The following is an 18,364-nucleotide window of genomic DNA, read 5'->3' on the forward strand; positions in this document are numbered from 1 at the left end:
TTATTCTGGGAAATAATCATTGTTGTAAAAGAAATTCAGTTCATTATTATGCTCAATATAAAACTGAACAGATTGCCTTCCATCAGCAATAATATTTTCAATATTGTTGTAATACCTCATATAATTATTTCTGTAGTTGGACAGCAGATCATCAAGGCTTTCACTGCAAAGTCTGCAGGTGCCCGAATACACTGCTTTTTTGCCACAGAAATGACACTTTTTGAGCGCTCCTGTAAAACGGGCTCTTTTCTCTATCTCAGAGGAAGACAGCAGATGATCAGGAATCGTGATCAGAAATTTTATGAAATTAAGATTTTGAAATAAATAAAAACTTAAGAAAGACTCTTCTATACCATAATATCTTTTGACAACCCTATCGGTATCAAAAGTGACAGACTGCTGCTCTTCCGAAAAATCAAACTGCACATTGGAAATATCCTTCCAAAGCAGATCCTTATCCGGACCATCAATTCCGGGATAGGTAAATCCTTGTTCCGAAATATTATAAATTCCTTCCGATACCAGATCGCTTTGAGCACATTTTCTGCACAAGATTTCAATCCAGTGTCCATTGTTGGAACTTACATATTCTTTACCTCCACATCTTGAGCAGGTTGCGTTAATTATTTCCTCATGCGCTTTAATTATTTTAATGTGTTCATCAGATAAATTTCCCCCGGAAAAATGAAATTCACCATATTTTTCTTTAGCTTGGATGTACATCGATTTGTTCCAGTCTGTTGCCTGAAGTGCGTCAAACATACTTTTGATTTCAATGTTCCAGCCACCAGGAAAACCATTGATAAAAGATTGAATATAGCTGTTATCATCATTAAACCGGTTAATGTCAATATTGCGGTTCTTCAGCTCATTCAGAAGAGCCTGCTGATAATCTTCCTCATTTCGGTAATGCTCTACAATAATGATATCTACCAGATCGGTATCTGAAAGATGGCTGAAATTAAAATCACTCATTTTATTTTTTTATCCTGTTAATCTGCAGGTTGCTGTTATTCAGACAATTGAACTGCCATACTATCTGATTATCCATGATATGCCGAATAATCGTTAAGATGATATTATAGTTTCTTTTTCCAGACTGTAAATATAGGATAAACAGGCAACTTTTTCTGAAAGGAATTATCAGCTGAAAACCTTGTTTCACGGTTAATTCATATTTCCAGATAAAGCAGTAGTAGAAAGGATAATAACATATATTATAAATGTATGTTTCTCTTTATCAGTGTGTTTTTAAAATATTAATGAGTGCCGTGTGGGATGAAGTAGTAATTATGTAACACTTACTTCATAATATTATGTTAAGTTTAAAAACCAAATTATTAAAAATATTACCTAATGAAAAGTAAACTATTGAACACTTCTTAACTCCAGAGAAGTAAAAACTGAAAAATATAAAGATATATACATGCTTTATATTACCGGACGTGATAAATGAAGTTCCTACTTTGTTTACAGTTCTGCCCTTAGGCAGATCATTTCGGCTTTCATTATTCCATACCGTTTCAACGATCGTGAGCGCACATTTATTTCATAATCTGTGCAGACTTCTATAACCATATCTGTTTTCTTTTTTGAAGACGGACAGGAGTAAAATTGTATTACAGAAAAAGACTGAGAGCGGTTTCAGTAAGTAAGGAAAGCATTGAGTACCATAAACTTTTAACCAAATTACTTTATTATGATAACAGGCAAAATTTCAACATCAGAGGCGCAGTCAATGGGACAGGCAGTATTATTGTCTCCGGAAGACAGAGAGAAGCTATTACATGATTTTAATAAAACCGGCTGGGATTATCGGCAAGAAGAAACTCTTGCAAGTCTCTTCCGGAAGCAGATGGACCTTCATCCTGATCATATTGCGATTGTATATCAGGATCAGAAGATGACTTACCGTGAACTGGATCAAAGGAGCAATCAGATCGCCAATGCACTGGCAGAAGAAGGTGTCACGGAGGGAATGTATGTTCCTGTATGGCTGAACCGCTCACTGGAGTGGGTAGTTGCTGTACTTGGCATTGTCAAAACCGGAGCCGCATATGTTCCTGTAGATCCTGCTTACCCTTCAAAACGGGTAGAATATATTCTTTCAGATACCTCTGCCAAAGTAATCATTACCAATAATACTTTGGAGACTTCTTTTTCAGAGAAAGAAAACATAAAAGTAATAGATCCAAGTCATCTGGGAAATCCGGATCATTTCTCTTCCCAGCCACTGGATATCAAAATTCATCAGGATGCTTTAGCTTATACCATTTATACATCCGGATCTACAGGAAAACCGAAAGGAGTGATGGTTACCCATCGTGCTATTCAGCATCTGGTTACATGGCATAATCATTATTTTCATGTAGATCACACCTCGAAACTAAGCCTTGTAGCAGGGCTTGCTTTTGACATTTCCGTATGGGAAACCTGGTCCGCACTTATTTCCGGAGCCACACTTTTTATTGCAGAAGACGAAGAAAGAACAGACGTTTCTGCGTTGGTAGGGTATTTCAGTAAGAACCGTATTACTCATGGCTTTGTGCCAACAGTTCTTGTCCCTGCTTTTATAGAAAAGACTAAAAGTTACAGTGATCTGGCACTGAAATATCTTTTCACCGCCGGAGAAAAGCTGAAGCCTGTGCTCACCACAGAGCTGAGTTACGAGCTTATCGATTATTACGGTCCTACAGAATGTACAGTATATGCCACATTCAGAAAAGTAAAAGATATCAATGGAAAATATGTTTCTTCAATAGGAAAACCGATCGCCAATGCAAAAGCATATATCCTTGGCGAAAATATGGAGCTGCTTCCGGTAGGTGCGGTGGGGGAACTGTTTATCGGAGGAGATCTTCTGGCTCAGGGATATCTTAACAACGAAGAACTTACAGCTGCAAAATTTATAACCAGTCCTTTCAGGGAAAATGAAATAATATACCGCACCGGCGATCTCGCCAAATGGCTTCCGGACGGGGATATTGAATTTTTAGGAAGGATAGATAATCAGGTGAAGATCAGAGGGTTCAGAGTGGAGCTGGGAGAGGTGGAACGTACCCTAAGCCGGCAGGAAAATATACAGGAAGCAACCGTGATCACGAAAGATACCCTGACAAACAATAAATATCTTGTGGCCTTTATCGTACCGGAATCCAATGCTGAAAAAGATATAACATCAGTAAGAAACCTGTTGAAAGAAGAGCTGCCGGGCTATATGATCCCGGCACAGATTATTTTTATAGATAAAATACCCCTTACTGCCAATGGAAAAACTGACGTCAATGCATTAAAAGAGCTGGCAGATAAAGAGGCTAAAGAATTGATTTCCTTCGAGCCGCCAACCAATGAAACTGAGAGGATCATTGCAGATATCTGGTCATCGGAACTGGAGCGGCCTGTAATCAATATGACGGATAATTTCTTTGATATTGGAGGCAATTCCCTGCTGGTAGCTGTTGTAGCTGTAGCCTTACAGAGAAGGCTGGACATCAAAGTCTACTTAAGGGATATTTATCAATACCCGGTATTGCAGCAACTTTCAGAAGTTTTGATCCGCAGATCTAAAGAAGAGCGGGAAGCGGCTCCTACAGAAGATGTAGAACCTTATGTGGAGCTACAGAAAGACGTTTATCTTGCACCGGGAACCGTATTTGCCGGAGGTTTTGATCCTGTACAGCTTGAAAATCCGTCTGTTATCTTCCTTACCGGGGTTACCGGATTTGTAGGCATTCATCTTCTTCAGGAACTTCTGGATACTACTAGTGCTGATATTTATTGTCTGGTAAGGGCCCAGGATGAATTTCAGGCCATGGAAAAAATTGACCGCTGCTATAAGCAATATCATATCGTTCGGAAAGAAGAGCAGAAAATAAGAATTATTCCTGTAATCGGTGATCTGGCATTGCCATCATTGGGACTGTCAGAAGATACATTCAGAATGCTGGCAGTGAAGGTTGATCTGATCTACCATTCCGGAAGCTCCGTTAATTTTATTGAGCCTTATTCCTATATGAAAGCACCCAATGTAGAAGGATTGAGAGAGATTATAAAGCTGGCTGGGGCAGAAAGAACCAAATGTCTGGCGTTGCTTTCAACAATATCGGTATACAGCTGGGGACATATTTTTACAGGCAAGACTGTGATGATGGAATCTGATGATATAGAACAGAACCTGATGTCAGTAAGTAAAGATATAGGCTATGTAAGAAGTAAATGGGTAATGGAAGCTGTTGCCGACCTTGCAGCAAAAGAAGGGCTGCCTTTGATCACCTATCGCCTTGGGTATGCTATGTGTCACAGTGAAACAGGAGCCAGTGCTCCATACCAATGGTGGTCCGGATTAGTAAAAAATTGTGTGGAATTTAAGTCATATCCGGCACTGACAGAGCTTCGGGAAGGTCTTATCACGGTAGATTATATGACTAAAGCCATGGCATATATCACCAAAAATAAAGAAGCATTAGGGAAGAAATTCAATCTGATTGCCAGTCCGGAAACCAATCTTACCCTGGAAGACTTTTTTGGTCTTATGAAAAAATATTATCCATTTACCCTGGAAGGACTTCCGTATAAAGAATGGAGAAAACAGTGGGAGGATGATAGTAAAAACCGCCTGTATCCGCTTACAAGTCTTTTTAAAGATAATATGCATGAAGGCTTATCTACGGTAGAGCTTTATCAGAATACCTATATCTGGGACTGTTCCAATGTCATCCGGTTTCTGGAAGGCTCGGGGATCAAGGAGCCGGTATTTGATAAAAAAATAATGGATTCATATCTGAATTACCTCGGTATCCCGGTTTCATAATCATTTTAAAAAAACCCGGGCAGCTTTGCTGCCCGGGTTTTTGATAACATCAGCCCGCCAGAAAAACAGGACTTATACTGAGCTTGGTCAGCTTAATTTACCGTTACTTTTATCACATTCTGTACAGCCGGAACAGGATATTGGTTTCCTACTTTCGATATAGGGATGTTTTCACTTTGTGGAGTTCCTCCAAATAAAGCCTGGTGGTTTCCTGCACCCGGGTATTGATCTACTCCCGTACCGGAATCAAACAAAGACGTTTTTGAGGTAAGATCTCCTTTGACATTGGCATCAATATTTTGATCATTGGCATAAAACCAGTCATTCGAAAAACCGAACATCGTTGCATAGGCAATTTTATCTCCCGGATCAGCTTTAAAACCGGTCATAATTTTATTTCCCGGTGGCACCGGTGCACTGCCCGCCACATATACGCCTTTTACGTTTGGTAAAGATTTCAGGCTGTTCTGAAGTTTAGCCACATTTCCAGACTGGGCAATTTCTTTTAACCCAATTCCTGTATCTGCTTTTCCAAGTTCGTAGATCGGATTTTTATCTCCACGGTAAACAACCACTAATGCAGGAGAAAGTCCTGTCATAATTCCGGTATTGGCCATAAGTTTCGTTTTCATTTTCGTAATATCTCCTCCTTGTGCAATATCTGTAATCTCAGGATTGGATAGGGTATTAGGTGTGAAGAATGGAGAACTGTTCAGCAGTTGGGACCCATTGTAGTTGGAAACCGCCCATACTCCGGGAGAGAACGGGGTTTCATTGGCTGTTCCGCCGGATGTATTGGTGATGGTTAAGGTAAATTCCGAAGTTACGTCATTATAAGCCAGATTGAGCTTCATCAGCTGGGAGGCATTTACATTCGGAACCTGCACGATGGGCTTGCTTTCAGCCTGTCCTGTCATATTATCTTTGGTCCCGTTATCCCATAATAATACCCCTGAAGATACATCCCCTGTGATAGCATTTCCGTTGGAGTCAAACAGTCTGATGCCTGGCTGCTGGGACGCAAAGAACCAGTCTTTAGAAAGTCCGTACATGGTGGCAAACATCAGGGCCTGTGTTTTTCCCGCACTGAATTTTATGGATACAGCCTGTCCGGGCATTATTACCGGAGGATTTCCCACTCCCTGGAAGCTTCCGCTTTGTACAAAATCTTTAGGGGTGACAACATTTTCAAAGGTAATCGTCCTCTCATAAGAATTATCCATCATGTTGTCGTGTGAATCGCTGCATGAAAAAAGTGTTAATGCAGTTGTAATCGCTGCTGCAAATACTGTGGTTTTAAAAAAAGTCTTTTTCATAAAGTTAATTTTTTATAGTTATAACTTGTAATTAAAACTATAGTCGAAGACTTCCTGAAATCCTGACGAAAAAAGATTTGTTTTTTTACATCCGGGTAAATAACACGTCAAGTTTTGGCGTCGGTTAGAGTGAAATTTGCCTCGGGACAAAAGATTGATAGCGTTTATAACATCTTTGTTCTCAAATTAACCAAAAAAATATTTTTATGAGTTTTCCATGTATTGTAAAGAATACGATGGCCGAAATGAAAAATCTGTCGGCTTCAGAAGTAACAGACCTTCAAAACGGTGTTTATAAAGGAGTTTACCTTTTAGGATATTACAGTGGAAGGGATACCCCTAATCCTATTATTTATAATTTGTCTACTGCATTGGGAACAGATGATGGCGGAAGTATTATTGAAACCGGAGGCATTAAGCTGGAACATAATTTTGCCCATGATCTGGATGTCAGATACTTTGGGGTAAAAGGGGATGGGGCGTATGATGATACCCAATTTATTTCGTCTTATTTTAATTATGTTAATGTCAATAATCTATTTTGGACCATTCCCGGAAAGTGTAAAGTTGTTGTAAAAAAACCTTTTAAAATTACAACCAGTGGGAGATGTGAAGGGAAATTTATTCTGACAAATGAGAATAGTGATGTATCTATTACGATTGCTCGAAGCCATACAGGGGAATTGGTGGATATAAGTACTTGGGATACGGATAAAATGATACGGGGTAGTCTGGATGTTGGTTTTACCAATGAGGGAGTTGCCAATCTGTATTTTGATTCTTCTGAGATTTTAATTGACCGTGATGGTACTTCTTCCGAAAGTAATTATAAAAAGAGAGAGTTTATTCGAAGTATTGACGGTAAATTGAGTACTCCTTTAGTCTGCTCTTACAATCAGGACCCTGATAATCCAGCAGTATTAAATGTTAAGAAATTCACCCTTGAAGAGCATATTTCTATAGATCATCTACATATTGAAGTAGCGGAGAATTTAAATACAGATGCATATTTACTCATAAGCCGAGATAATGTTACCCTTAATAATCCACGAATTCTCAATAAAACTAATAATTATAACGCAGGGGCTGTAGCGCTGGAAGTAAATACCTGTGCTGATGTTATCATCAATAATCCTTTTATTCAAGGGTTTAAAAAAGATGGCGTAGGTTATGGTATTGCCAACTATTATTCGATAGGCCTTGTTATTAATGACGGAAATGTAACGCAATGCAGACATGGGTATACAGGAAGAAACAGTGTGGATGTTACCATCAACCGAGGCGTTTGGGAAGAAGGAATAGATGATCACTGGACAGACAGATTTACAGCTAATAATACTATTGTAAAAACAGATAAAGGGCTTGCGGCATTTCAGTTTGCGGGAAATGATATTACTTTAAACTCTCCGGTGGTAAATGGAAGTGCCGCTATTTTTATGGGAATAAGATTGGATACTCCTAGTTTAGGGGGAATTGTCAATATAAATAACCCTGTTTTTAATAGTCAATCTTTTGGTGCCGGATCTGATAAAAGAGATATTTATATGTTCTCGTATACCAGTCCGGGAGGAAATGTTGGAGATCCAATGTTGTCTCAATATTTTGTTACACCAACTTTACCGGAAAGTCTCAATATTATCAATCCAATTATTAATACTGATGCAGATGTTGTTTATGGCTTTTTTTTAGGAGTTTTAAACAGGGAGTATATTAACCTGAAGCATTTGAAAATTACAGACACTATTATAAATGCAAAATCTACAACTGATTATACTGCAGTATTGATTATAAAAGATGATATTAAGCAACTGAAATATGATACGAATATAGAAATCACAGGTAGGCTGACCACAAATGCGCTTCAGAGCACAAGTGTGTATTTAAACTCTATAGACCATACTGTTGATAGCCGCCGGGCTAATATATATTTAACAGATTGTTTTGGATATGGTAGAGTTGTGTTTAGTGGGGCAAATCTGGGAACACTTGTTATGAATGGAGGAGATATCAATCATTTTAATACCGACAATGCAGAAGCTTCATTTTCTACAAGTAATATTCAGTTTAAAAATGTTGAGTGGAAGGGAGGAACCATTGACCATCTTACCCACGCACTATTTCAGAACTGTGTTTTTACGGGAGATTATGTATTTGCTTCCGCAGACAATATTTCTTTCGTCAATAATATAAAATATGCCAATGTTTCAGGGTTGCCAGCAAATATTATAAGCAATTTAAAATCTCCTTTTGCATAAATAGATTGAACAGCAATTCAAATAATATAAGAACTGCCCGGAATTTTCCGGGCAGGTTTTTTATACCCCTTTCTTCCCATCCAGAATCATCTGAATCATTTTGATCTTTCTGTTTTCTCTTGTTTCGGGCTTTTTAGCTTCTTCAATCCAGCGGATATACTCTTTTTTGTGTGTATAGCTCATTTTGTCGAACATTATCCTGGCTTCAGGGTTTTCATCAAAAACAGCAGCAATATCATCTGCAATGTCAACCACTCTCTCTTCTTGATCTTCCACAAGAGAAACGGAAACCTCATCACCAAAGGTTTTATCAAGCTGCTTTCTGATCTCCTGGGTTAATCCCAATATATGGCAGGCAGATTTCATTTTGGCCAGACTTCCACGGTATTCAATTGTACCGTCAAATATGGCTTTGATTTTCACCTGTCCTTTTTTGTTGAATAGCTCTTCCGTTGAAAAAGGAAATTCTACAAATGCAGCATTCATAGTTCCGTTTTGCTTAATGACGGCTTTGAATTCTATGGGTTGAGCGTTCATTATAAAAAATTTAATATTTCAAAAATAAAAAAACCGTGAAAGTAAATTCACGGTTTTCAAAAATATATCAGATAAGATTATTTTTTCTTTGTTTTCTTAGGTGTTGTTGTGGTACCTGAGTTTTTAGTTTTTGTATCAGCCGGAGTATTTTCATCTCTTACAAGCTTCAATTCATCTATTAATCTTCTTGCACCCGCATATTTATCGATGGTCCAAAGAACGAAACGAACGTCTACGTTAATTGTCTTCTGCCATTCAGGTTCGAACACGATATCGCCGCTTAATGCTTCGCTGTTTCCGTCAAAAGCAATACCGATAAGGTTTCCGTCACCGTCAATTACCGGAGAACCGGAGTTACCTCCTGTAATATCGTTGTTTGAAAGGAAGTTTACAGGCATGTATCCTTTAGCATCAGCATATTGTCCGAAATCCTTAAGGTTGTAAAGATCGATCACTCTTTGTGGAAGGTCAAATTCTTCATCCCCTTTCTTGTATTTTCCAACAAGACCTGTCATGTCAGTATAATAGTTATCTGTAACACCGAAGTAGTTTCTGTCACTTCTGATAGGAAGTTTATCTACAGTACCGTAAGTTAATCTCATGGTAGAGTTCGCATCCGGGTAGAACTTCTTCTCAGGCATAGCCTTCATAAGTCCGGCTAAGAATAAACGGCTGTTTTTTGCAAAATTATCGTCTATTTTCACATATCTCTCAGTGCTCATTTTCTGGTCAGCAACAATTCCGTTAGCAGCTTTCCAAAGTGGATCAGCATCAAGCTTCAATGCATCCGGATTCAATAAGAAGTTCGTTGCAGAAGTTTTGTTGGCAAAAATAGAAGAATAGGCAAGGTTGGAAACTGTTTTAGCATCTAAACCTAAGATGGTAGCAGAAGCAACCTCCTGATTTTTAACTCTGGCCTGGTAAAGACTTGTCATTGCTGCAAGCATTTCTCCTTCCAAAGCCGGGCTGAAGTTTTCATAAGCTTCTTTAATTGCTGCTTCAGTCTTAGCTTTCATAGCCAATCTTCCCTGCATGTCCTGAGCTGCATAAGCCTTAAGAACAGAACCTACTTTTAGAGCAAGAGAAATATATTTTGCGTTTCTTGAGAATTGAGTAGCATAGTTTCTTTCAACATTTCTGTCAGAAGTTTGTTTGTAATAAATGCTGATATCCTCTAATACACCATCATATTCAGTATTTCCCGGCATTACAGCCCAGGCTTTGAATTTGTCCTCAATTGCTTTCTTATCAGTAATTGTTCCGTTTTTCACTACAGCATCTATTGTTCCCTGTCTGTTTTTCCAGTAGTTGGCTACAGATGCATATTGAGATGCATAGTTAAGCTGGGTCGCTTTATCCTTATCCATATACTTCTTCATCACATCCATTGCCGTTTTGGAAGCTTCAACCCATGCCGGATAATCTTTACCTACCATCTGCTCAATTCCGTAAGAAGTAAGATAACGGTTTGTTCTTCCAGGATATCCTAAGATCATTGAGAAATCACCAGGCTTAATTCCTTTAAGAGAAACCGGAAGGAAGTGCTTAGGTTTCATAGGAACATTGCTTGGAGAATATTCCGCAGGGTTACCTGCAGCATCAGCATATACCCTGAAAACCGTGAAGTCTGCAGTGTGTCTTGGCCACTCCCAGTTATCTGTATCACCACCGAATTTTCCTAATGAAGAAGGTGGGGCTCCTACCAATCTAACATCTTTATAATCCTGGTATACGAAATAGTAGAATTCGTTTCCGTTGAAGAAATCTTTTACCACTACAGTATATTTCCCGTTTTCAGAGTTTTCTGTCTGGATTGCTTTTGTTTCAGCATCAATAACAGCTTTTCTCTCTGCTCCGGTCATATTGTTATTAAGTTTGGAGGTGATTCTCTGGGTAGCATCATCCATTCTCACTAAAAATCTTACATAAAGATCTTTTGCATTGAACTCGTCTTTCTGTTTCATTGCCCAGAAGCCGTTCTTCAGATAATCTTTTTCAGGAGTAGAAGCAGCCGCTACAGCTCCATAACCACAGTGGTGGTTCGTGAATAAAAGTCCTTTATCAGAAACAATCTCCCCGGTACAGAAACCACCGAAACTTACGATAGCATCTTTCATACTCGAATTGTTCACTGAATAAATTTCTTCAGGCGTCAGATGAAGACCCTCTTTTTGCATATCAACACCGTTAAGTCGTTTGATGAGCATAAGCAGCCACATCCCCTCATCCGCCCTCATCTGGGCAAAGCCCAACAAGAAAGTGAATAGTAGAAATAGTCTTTTCATTTTATAAAATAATTTTTGTGTCGCTAATTTACTAATTTTTACGAGATTCTGTCCCGGATTGGTATGAAAATGGGATGATAATCCGCATGAAAAAAATACTATTATCCCTTTTTGCGGTTTTATTTCTGGGTCTTGTTTTGAATTGTTCCTCAATGCCGGCTCAGAATCCTTATCTGCAAAGGCAATGGATGCTGGTCTCTTTTGAAGGCTTTACCAAAGAACAGCTGATTGCCAATAAAGCAGAAATTAATCTGACATCAAAAATGGAAAAGGGTAAAATTCAGGGAAGTGCATACCTGGGCTGTAATCAAATGTCTTTTTCTTCCGAATTTCAGAAAGGAGGAAAAGTGAAGATTTCAAAAGGAGTAAGTACAGCGAAAGCCTGCCAGGATATGAATTTGGAAACCGCTTTTCAGAAAAAATTCGAAACGATGACAAAATATTCTGTAGAAGGCCATTTTCTTACACTATCTGATGAAAATGGAAATCAAATGAAGTTTGTGGCTGCAGATTGGGATTAATTTGAAAAGCTACTTTATAATAAGATGAATTTTTAGTGTTATGATCACTGTAAAACAAATCATCAGATCCATCGGATGATTATTCTTTATGGGTTTCATAGCTTCCTGCTCCCAGCTTCAAGTCTTCCTAAAAAACAGGATGTTAAATTAGTGACAATCAACTGATTATTATAGGGTTCAAATTATAATAACAAAAGTCCGCTGTGTAGCGGACTTCTTTTGTTTGAAAAATCTAGTTTGGTTATTAGCTTTTGAAGGGTATCAGTTTTTAGGAATCGTTTTTTTTATTTCTTCCAGCGTTGCTGTATTGGGCAACCCTGTAACGTGGGTATTTGTGTTCTTAGAATTGACTGTGCTTCGGGATACCTGTCTGTTGGGAATCGTTCTTTTGATCTCTTCAAGTGTTGCTGTATTGGGAAGTAGTTTTCCGGAATTTTCATTAGCCGCTTTAGATTTTTGCTCCTGCTTTTTTACTTCCGGTCCTTTGTCGGAGGGAAGTCCGGTTGGCTCCGTTTTCTTTTCTGCATTCTCCTTAGCTTCCTGTATCAGTTTTGCTTCATGTTCTTTTATCTGCTTTAATGCCTGTGTCTGATCTTCCACAGGAACTGCCTGCTTAGTTTCCTGACCATAGATCACAATACTTAAAAATAATAGCGGAATAATATATGCTGTTTTCATGACGTTTTATTTTATATTAACTAATACCTGAATTTTTCCGGTGCCTTTTTGATCATAGTCCTGAAGAGCTTTTCCGATGACCTGACCTATTTTTACCTTTTTAGGGTTGGCTTTCATGGCAATCCCTGCCTGGGATGAGGTTACCAGAAGATCTCCTCTTTTTATTTTGCCGTTTTCAAGACATACTTTGGTAGGGATCACTCCAATGACACCCATTGGAACTTTACCTGAAAGATCAGTGTCAATATGTTCTTCGGTAAGAAGTACTCCAGGTTTAGTAGCATATACGCCTGCAACAAGGGTAGAATAAGGTGTAGAGGATTTTTCTACCATTCTGTCTGAATTTGTTGATATTACCAATATGTCGCCTGCTTCGTATTCTGAAACACTTCCTTCCACATCAAATGCTTCAGCAACGTCTGCTCCGCTGTTTTGGGTACCACCATTGAAAAATCCCGTTCCGGCTTTATTGATCCTCGCCACATTTACTGATGCACTTTGATAGATCGCAATATTTCCGGAGGGGCCCTGATGATTCACAAGTAGAGTAGAACCTGTACCCGTTGTGGTTACATGTACTACCGGCTGGCTATTGGCATTGTTGAAATTGGCGAATCTACCGGCCTTACCGGTACCAAAGTTGGGAATAAAACCGGAAATAGCATTTCCGGCTCCATCACACGAGGCTTCAATACCATCGCCACTTCCGCCTGCATTGGCAGTAATTGCATTTCCATTTCCTTCGGATAGGGATATCAATGAAGGTCCGTTTCCGGCAGGATTACTGGCATAAAACAGTCCGGCATACCCTCCTGTACCTGAAGAAAGACCATAAATTGCAGCTGTTCCAAAATTGGCAAATTGAGAATTGACTTCTGCTTTTACTGCCGGAGAGGTTCCGGTTACCCGGTCAACTTTAAAATTTCCTGCAATACCATTTCCGATCGTTTTTACTGTGATAACATCACTGGTATTAGCATCATTGAAAATTTCAAATCTGCCGGCACGTCCTGTTGCAAAGGAAGGTACCCATGCATAAAGAGCATTTCCTGCACCGTCAATATTGGTTTCCACACCATTTCCGTCTTTACTGGCATTGGCTGTAATGGCATTTCCGTTTCCGTCATTGATGGATACCAGAGAAGCACCGTTTCCGGAAGGATTGGAAGCGTGGAATAATCCGGCAAAACCTCCTGTACCTGAAGATACTCCGAAAATAGCGGCCGCTCCGAAGTTTCCAAATATCGTTTTGACCTCACCCCTTACTGCTGCTGCAACACTATTGGTATTGTTCACAAGAAAGGATCCGGCATTCCCTTGGGTATTATCGGGAATATTTCCGTTACCATTGGTTTGTACCTCAAAGGTATTTCCTGTAGTATTGGTCTGATTAAAATTTTCAAACCTTCCGGCACGTCCCGTACTATTATTTATACCCACCTGGCCATAGACACCTATACCGGTTCCGGAAGTATTGGTGGCTACAAAACCTCTCACTCCATATCCACCACCATCATTACGTCCTACAACTGCTCCTGCAATATCACTGGTCGTTCTTCCTACTATCGCCTCACCTCCGCCATTATTATCACCTACAACGCCGGCAGAAGTCTGGGCAGTGGTAATCCCGTGAACTCCGAATCCGCTTCCTGTAGAACTTCTCACCCCGGCTCCGTTCCCCGAAGTGGTAACGTTTATAACAGTGCCGTTTCCTACACTGGAGGCATTAAGCACCGTATTGTTATTCGCATTATTGAAAATGGAAACACTTACAGGAATTCCATTGTTGCTGGTTGCTGTGAGGCCGGTCCCGGTGTTGCTGTTGGCATAAACCCCGATTCCGTTGGCCGTAGCGTTTCCATATACCCCAAGGCCATTAGGGGTGGTTCCGTATACTCCCCAGCCGCTTCCTGCCTGGCTTCCATAAACTCCTACACCAAGGCCGCCCGTTCCATTGTTGATCCCCCGGACTGCTGAAGAAAATCCTCCCGGAGAAGCACTGGTAACAACCCCTCTTACCGCAGCAATATTGGATGTGGTAGTGGTATTGTTTCCTTCTAAAGAAGTCCCGTCGCCGTCATTGGTCAAGGAAAATAAAGTAGAGGCATTATTTACAGTGTTGATGTAGGGAATGGTGAAAGTACCCCCGCTGTTTCCAGCAGATTTGGCATACATGGCATAAGGAACACTCAGCAGCTGGCTGGTTCCTGTTATCGTATAATTGGTTCCTCCTGCAGGGTCTGTTTCTGTTTTTAAATAATAACTGCCTGCAGGCCAGTTGATCGAAGCAAATGTTCCGGTAATAACGGTACCTGTTCCTATTTCCAGGCTGACAAGTCCGTTTGCGTTGGTATTTCCCGTAAGTCTTTCGGCATAGATTTCGGCACCGGCAGGAGATCCCTGGAGGATGCTTACCCGTACGGCAATACTTTGATTGCCCAATAATTGTCCCGAACCGTTTCTGATGACAGCCTGATAGCTCATTTTTTCAGGCGCCTGTGAAAGCCCCATGAAGAGACCGGACAGTATCCCAAACAAGAATAATATTTTTTTCATGGCATTTATTTTTTTATGATTTTAAAAGTTTTGATGTTTTCACCATTCTGATTAATCCTGATGATGTACATCGTAGAAGGCAGAGCTGAAAAATTAAGCTCGGATTTTGATTCCCTGATGATATCTTTTCTGATCAGTTTACCCTGGGCATCGAAAAGCTGGTACTCCGAACCCTTGTAATTATAGGTGGTAAAATCGATATACAGAAAATCTTTGAAAGGGTTGGGGTAAAGCAGGATATCCTTCTGTTCGGATAAAGTTTCCTGGGTTGCAAGTGTAGTAATCTCATAGCCCTGTTGTACCCCTTCCATGACCTGAACGGGGGTTCCTTTGTTAAGGTAAGCGGTCTGGCCGATGCTGTAAGAGACCGAACCATTGCCTGCCGATGCATCCGTCCCGGTTGCCAGAATGGCAGATTGGGCATGAAAGATGGCGACAGGAAACAGGAACAAGGGAAGACAGTAAATAAATTTTTTTTTCATGAATAACAGTTTTGTGGTTAATAAATAAGGGGAAATTTGGGAACACTAAATTACCATCTATCCGGATCAGATAACAGGAAAATAGACCAACGGCAGAAATAATCGACCAATGGCATTTTGTGAATTATTGTGAAGGTTTTTTGCCTTTTTAAGGCTCGAAGAATGCCAGATTATTCTTGTACGTCCGGCCAATAGGAAGTTTGATATGATGGGTCAGCTCTATTTCATGGCAGCTTTTACCACGGATGAGGTGGCGGGGAACAGCATAGCTTCTGTGTATTCTGATAAAAGACTCAAAAAAGTTCTTTTGCAGGAGACTGCCCAGTGAATTGAGAATACAGTGATTTTTTTCAAGGGTGATGATCCGGGTGTAGTCCTTTAAAGCTTCCAGATACAGGATGTCTTTCATTTTGATCTGGGAAATATGCCCGCCCTCTTTTATGGTAATGCAATGGTCTCCTATCAGGGTATCGTAGCATTCGCATTTTTCTTTTACTTCAAAAAAATTGAAGAGCTTTTGCATAGAATAATGAAAACGCTCCGAGGTTAATGGTTTCGTTATAAAGTCTAAGGCGTTGATTTCAAATACTCCGGCCGCTAATTCCGGATGTGAACTGACAAAGATACAGGCAGGAATCCTGTGGGCGAGTTTTCGGAATTCAAGTCCGCTCATTCCCTTTAAATTGGTTTCGGTGAGGAGAAGATCAATGGGAAGATCAAGGTACGGAACTGCTTTTTCTGCCGTATCAAAAGATCCGGCAATCTCTATGTTGTCATATTGTTTAATATAATGCTGAAGAACCAGCCTGTCCAGTTCATCATCATCAATAATCATACATCTAATATGTGAAATCATGATTTTCTGGAAATTAAATTTTCAATTTAACTGCTTGAAAAATAGAAAATTATTACATAAAGTTATTGATTTTTTACAAAACATACCAAGGCTGAACTTAAATTTATATTAAAATGTGTTATTAAATAAAATTTGATTTTGTTTTTTTTCTGAAAAATATTATCTTGTAAAAATCATAAACATAGATAGAACTTAATGCTAGAAAAGAAAGAACATAATTATGAGAAAGCAGTCCTGGTAGGTATTATCACACAGCATCAGGATGAAGAAAAACTAACGGAGTATTTAGATGAGCTTGAGTTTTTAGCTTTCACAGCAGGAGCAACCGTACAAAAACGCTTCACTCAAAAACTGACCCAGCCTGATTCCAAAACCTTCATCGGTAGCGGAAAAGCACTTGAGATAAAAGAATACGTAAAAGAAAATGAGATTGGAACCGTCATTTTTGACGATGAGCTCTCTCCTTCGCAGCTTAAAAACCTGGAAAGAGAAATGGAGGTAAAAATCCTGGACCGTACCAACCTTATTCTTGATATTTTTGCCCAGAGAGCCCAGACTTCTTATGCGAGAACCCAGGTAGAGCTGGCACAATACCAGTATCTTTTGCCAAGGCTGACAAGAATGTGGACCCACCTTGAGCGCCAGAAAGGGGGAATCGGGATGAGAGGTCCCGGGGAAACGGAAATTGAAACCGACCGTCGTATCATCCGTGACAGGATTACTTTGCTGAAGGACAAACTGAAGACGATCGATAAGCAGATGGCTACCCAGCGTAACAACCGTGGGAAAGTGGTACGTGCCGCTTTGGTAGGATATACCAACGTTGGAAAATCTACCCTGATGAATTCGCTTTCAAAATCTGAAGTTTTTGCAGAAAATAAACTGTTTGCCACCCTGGACACTACCGTAAGAAAAGTTGTGATCGGGAATCTGCCGTTCCTGCTTACCGACACGGTTGGATTTATCAGAAAACTACCTACACAGCTGGTGGAATCCTTTAAATCTACCTTGGATGAGGTGCGTGAGGCAGACTTGTTGATTCACGTGGTAGATATTTCTCACGAAAGTTTTGAAGACCATATTGAATCTGTAAATCATATCCTGATGGAAATTGATGCCCATCAGAAGCCGATGATCATGGTTTTCAATAAAATAGATGATTTCAGCTATGTGAAAAAGGACGAAGACGACCTTACCCCTTCTACCCGTAAAAACATTTCTCTGGAAGAATGGAAAAAAACATGGATGGCAAAATCCAAGTATCCAACGGTTTTCATTTCTGCGCTGACGAAGGAGAATTTCCCGGAAATGAAGAAAATGATTTATGACGAGGTGATGAAGATCCATATTTCAAGATTCCCCTACAACGATTTCCTTTTCGAATATTTTGATAACGAAGAAGAAGATAACAATTAATGAAATATCCCTTTTTTCTCTTATTCATGATGCTTTCGGTTTTTGGGTTCAGCCAGAAATCAAAAGTGGATTTAAAAGCTATTGAGAAAAGTCTGAAAAATCCTGATTCACCTTACAATTATGATAAGCTCATTTTTAAATATAAGGGATACCCGAAGTCTTTGGACAGTATAGAGTCACAATACCTCTACTACGGGAGGAATTTCAGAAATGACAGGGTACAGACTTCAGATGAAGGTTTCAAAAATCTGGCAGAAGCCTTTAAACAAGGTAATTTTTCAGACTGTGTAAAACAGGGAAAGGCATTGTATGACAAAGACCCTACCAATCTGGATATCCTGCTGATTCTTCTGAGAGCTTATGACTCTATGAAAGACGGCAGCAATTTTATGCATCACCTCAATCAGTTCCGGTCACTTACGGACGGAATCAAGAGCTCTGGAGACGGGATGTCTGAAAAAACAGCTTATGTCGTCAATTCTGTGGGCGACGAATACATTCTGCTGAATATTCTGAATATAGGACAGGATTATACAAGAAATTCAAAAGCTGTAAAAGACGGCATGATAGATATATGGGAGAAAGACAGCCGCAGGATTTATATCAAAATACTTTATTTAGACTAACCAATTAATCTTATAAAAAACACTTA

At 39.6% G+C, this 18,364-nt stretch carries 13 protein-coding genes; 5 read left to right on the forward strand and 8 right to left on the reverse strand.

The genetic code is table 11. From position 1 onward, the window contains the following. Entirely contained in the window at window positions 1-975 is a 975-nt protein-coding gene (locus tag BBI00_RS16820; RefSeq protein ID WP_065400024.1) for a hypothetical protein, read from the reverse strand. Window positions 976-1,699: 724 nt separating this feature from the next. Between BBI00_RS16820 and BBI00_RS16830 the strand changes: the two genes are divergently transcribed. Then, a complete protein-coding gene (locus BBI00_RS16830; protein ID WP_228394787.1) occupies window positions 1,700-4,810 on the forward strand; it encodes a non-ribosomal peptide synthetase family protein in 3,111 nt (1,036 codons plus the stop codon). Window positions 4,811-4,902: 92 nt separating this feature from the next. On the opposite strand, the gene BBI00_RS16835 is transcribed toward BBI00_RS16830, so the two are convergent. Further along, window positions 4,903-6,126 carry a spondin domain-containing protein gene (locus BBI00_RS16835; RefSeq protein WP_065400026.1) on the reverse strand — a complete coding sequence of 408 codons (1,224 nt, stop codon included), beginning with the start codon at window positions 6,124-6,126 and terminating at the stop codon, window positions 4,903-4,905. A gap of 206 nt (window positions 6,127-6,332) precedes the next feature. On the opposite strand from BBI00_RS16835, the gene BBI00_RS16840 reads away from it, so the two are divergent. Continuing rightward, window positions 6,333-8,381 (forward strand): hypothetical protein, encoded by a 2,049-nt coding sequence (locus tag BBI00_RS16840; protein WP_123902314.1) that lies wholly within the window; start codon window positions 6,333-6,335, stop codon window positions 8,379-8,381. Window positions 8,382-8,441: 60 nt separating this feature from the next. On the opposite strand, the gene BBI00_RS16845 is transcribed toward BBI00_RS16840, so the two are convergent. Further along, window positions 8,442-8,918 (reverse strand): YdeI/OmpD-associated family protein, encoded by a 477-nt coding sequence (locus BBI00_RS16845; RefSeq protein ID WP_065400028.1) that lies wholly within the window; start codon window positions 8,916-8,918, stop codon window positions 8,442-8,444. 77 nt (window positions 8,919-8,995) lie between these two features. Then, on the reverse strand, window positions 8,996-11,203 hold the full coding sequence (locus BBI00_RS16850) for a S46 family peptidase (RefSeq protein WP_065400029.1): 2,208 nt from the start codon (window positions 11,201-11,203) through the stop codon (window positions 8,996-8,998). A gap of 86 nt (window positions 11,204-11,289) precedes the next feature. Between BBI00_RS16850 and BBI00_RS16855 the strand changes: the two genes are divergently transcribed. After that, window positions 11,290-11,724 (forward strand): META domain-containing protein, encoded by a 435-nt coding sequence (locus tag BBI00_RS16855; RefSeq protein ID WP_065400413.1) that lies wholly within the window; start codon window positions 11,290-11,292, stop codon window positions 11,722-11,724. A gap of 261 nt (window positions 11,725-11,985) precedes the next feature. Here BBI00_RS16855 and BBI00_RS16860 read toward each other — a convergent pair whose 3' ends face one another. From BBI00_RS16860 to BBI00_RS16875, 4 genes are all read right to left on the reverse strand, one after another. After that, a complete protein-coding gene (locus BBI00_RS16860) occupies window positions 11,986-12,402 on the reverse strand; it encodes a hypothetical protein (protein ID WP_065400030.1) in 417 nt (138 codons plus the stop codon). Window positions 12,403-12,408: 6 nt separating this feature from the next. Continuing rightward, a complete protein-coding gene (locus BBI00_RS16865; RefSeq protein WP_065400031.1) occupies window positions 12,409-14,958 on the reverse strand; it encodes a beta strand repeat-containing protein in 2,550 nt (849 codons plus the stop codon). 5 nt (window positions 14,959-14,963) lie between these two features. Next, window positions 14,964-15,440 (reverse strand): T9SS type A sorting domain-containing protein, encoded by a 477-nt coding sequence (locus BBI00_RS16870; protein ID WP_065400032.1) that lies wholly within the window; start codon window positions 15,438-15,440, stop codon window positions 14,964-14,966. 148 nt (window positions 15,441-15,588) lie between these two features. Further along, a complete protein-coding gene (locus BBI00_RS16875; RefSeq protein WP_065400033.1) occupies window positions 15,589-16,296 on the reverse strand; it encodes a LytR/AlgR family response regulator transcription factor in 708 nt (235 codons plus the stop codon). Window positions 16,297-16,491: 195 nt separating this feature from the next. Between BBI00_RS16875 and hflX the strand changes: the two genes are divergently transcribed. Together hflX and BBI00_RS16885 are read left to right on the forward strand one after the other, a co-directional pair. After that, window positions 16,492-17,712 (forward strand): GTPase HflX, encoded by a 1,221-nt coding sequence (gene hflX / locus BBI00_RS16880; RefSeq protein ID WP_065400034.1) that lies wholly within the window; start codon window positions 16,492-16,494, stop codon window positions 17,710-17,712. Continuing rightward, window positions 17,712-18,338 (forward strand): DUF4919 domain-containing protein, encoded by a 627-nt coding sequence (locus BBI00_RS16885; protein ID WP_065400035.1) that lies wholly within the window; start codon window positions 17,712-17,714, stop codon window positions 18,336-18,338. The genes hflX and BBI00_RS16885 overlap by 1 nt, the downstream gene beginning before the upstream one ends. Window positions 18,339-18,364 lie beyond the last annotated feature (26 nt).

This window comes from Chryseobacterium arthrosphaerae, assembly GCF_001684965.1.
GTDB lineage: Bacteria > Bacteroidota > Bacteroidia > Flavobacteriales > Weeksellaceae > Chryseobacterium > Chryseobacterium arthrosphaerae.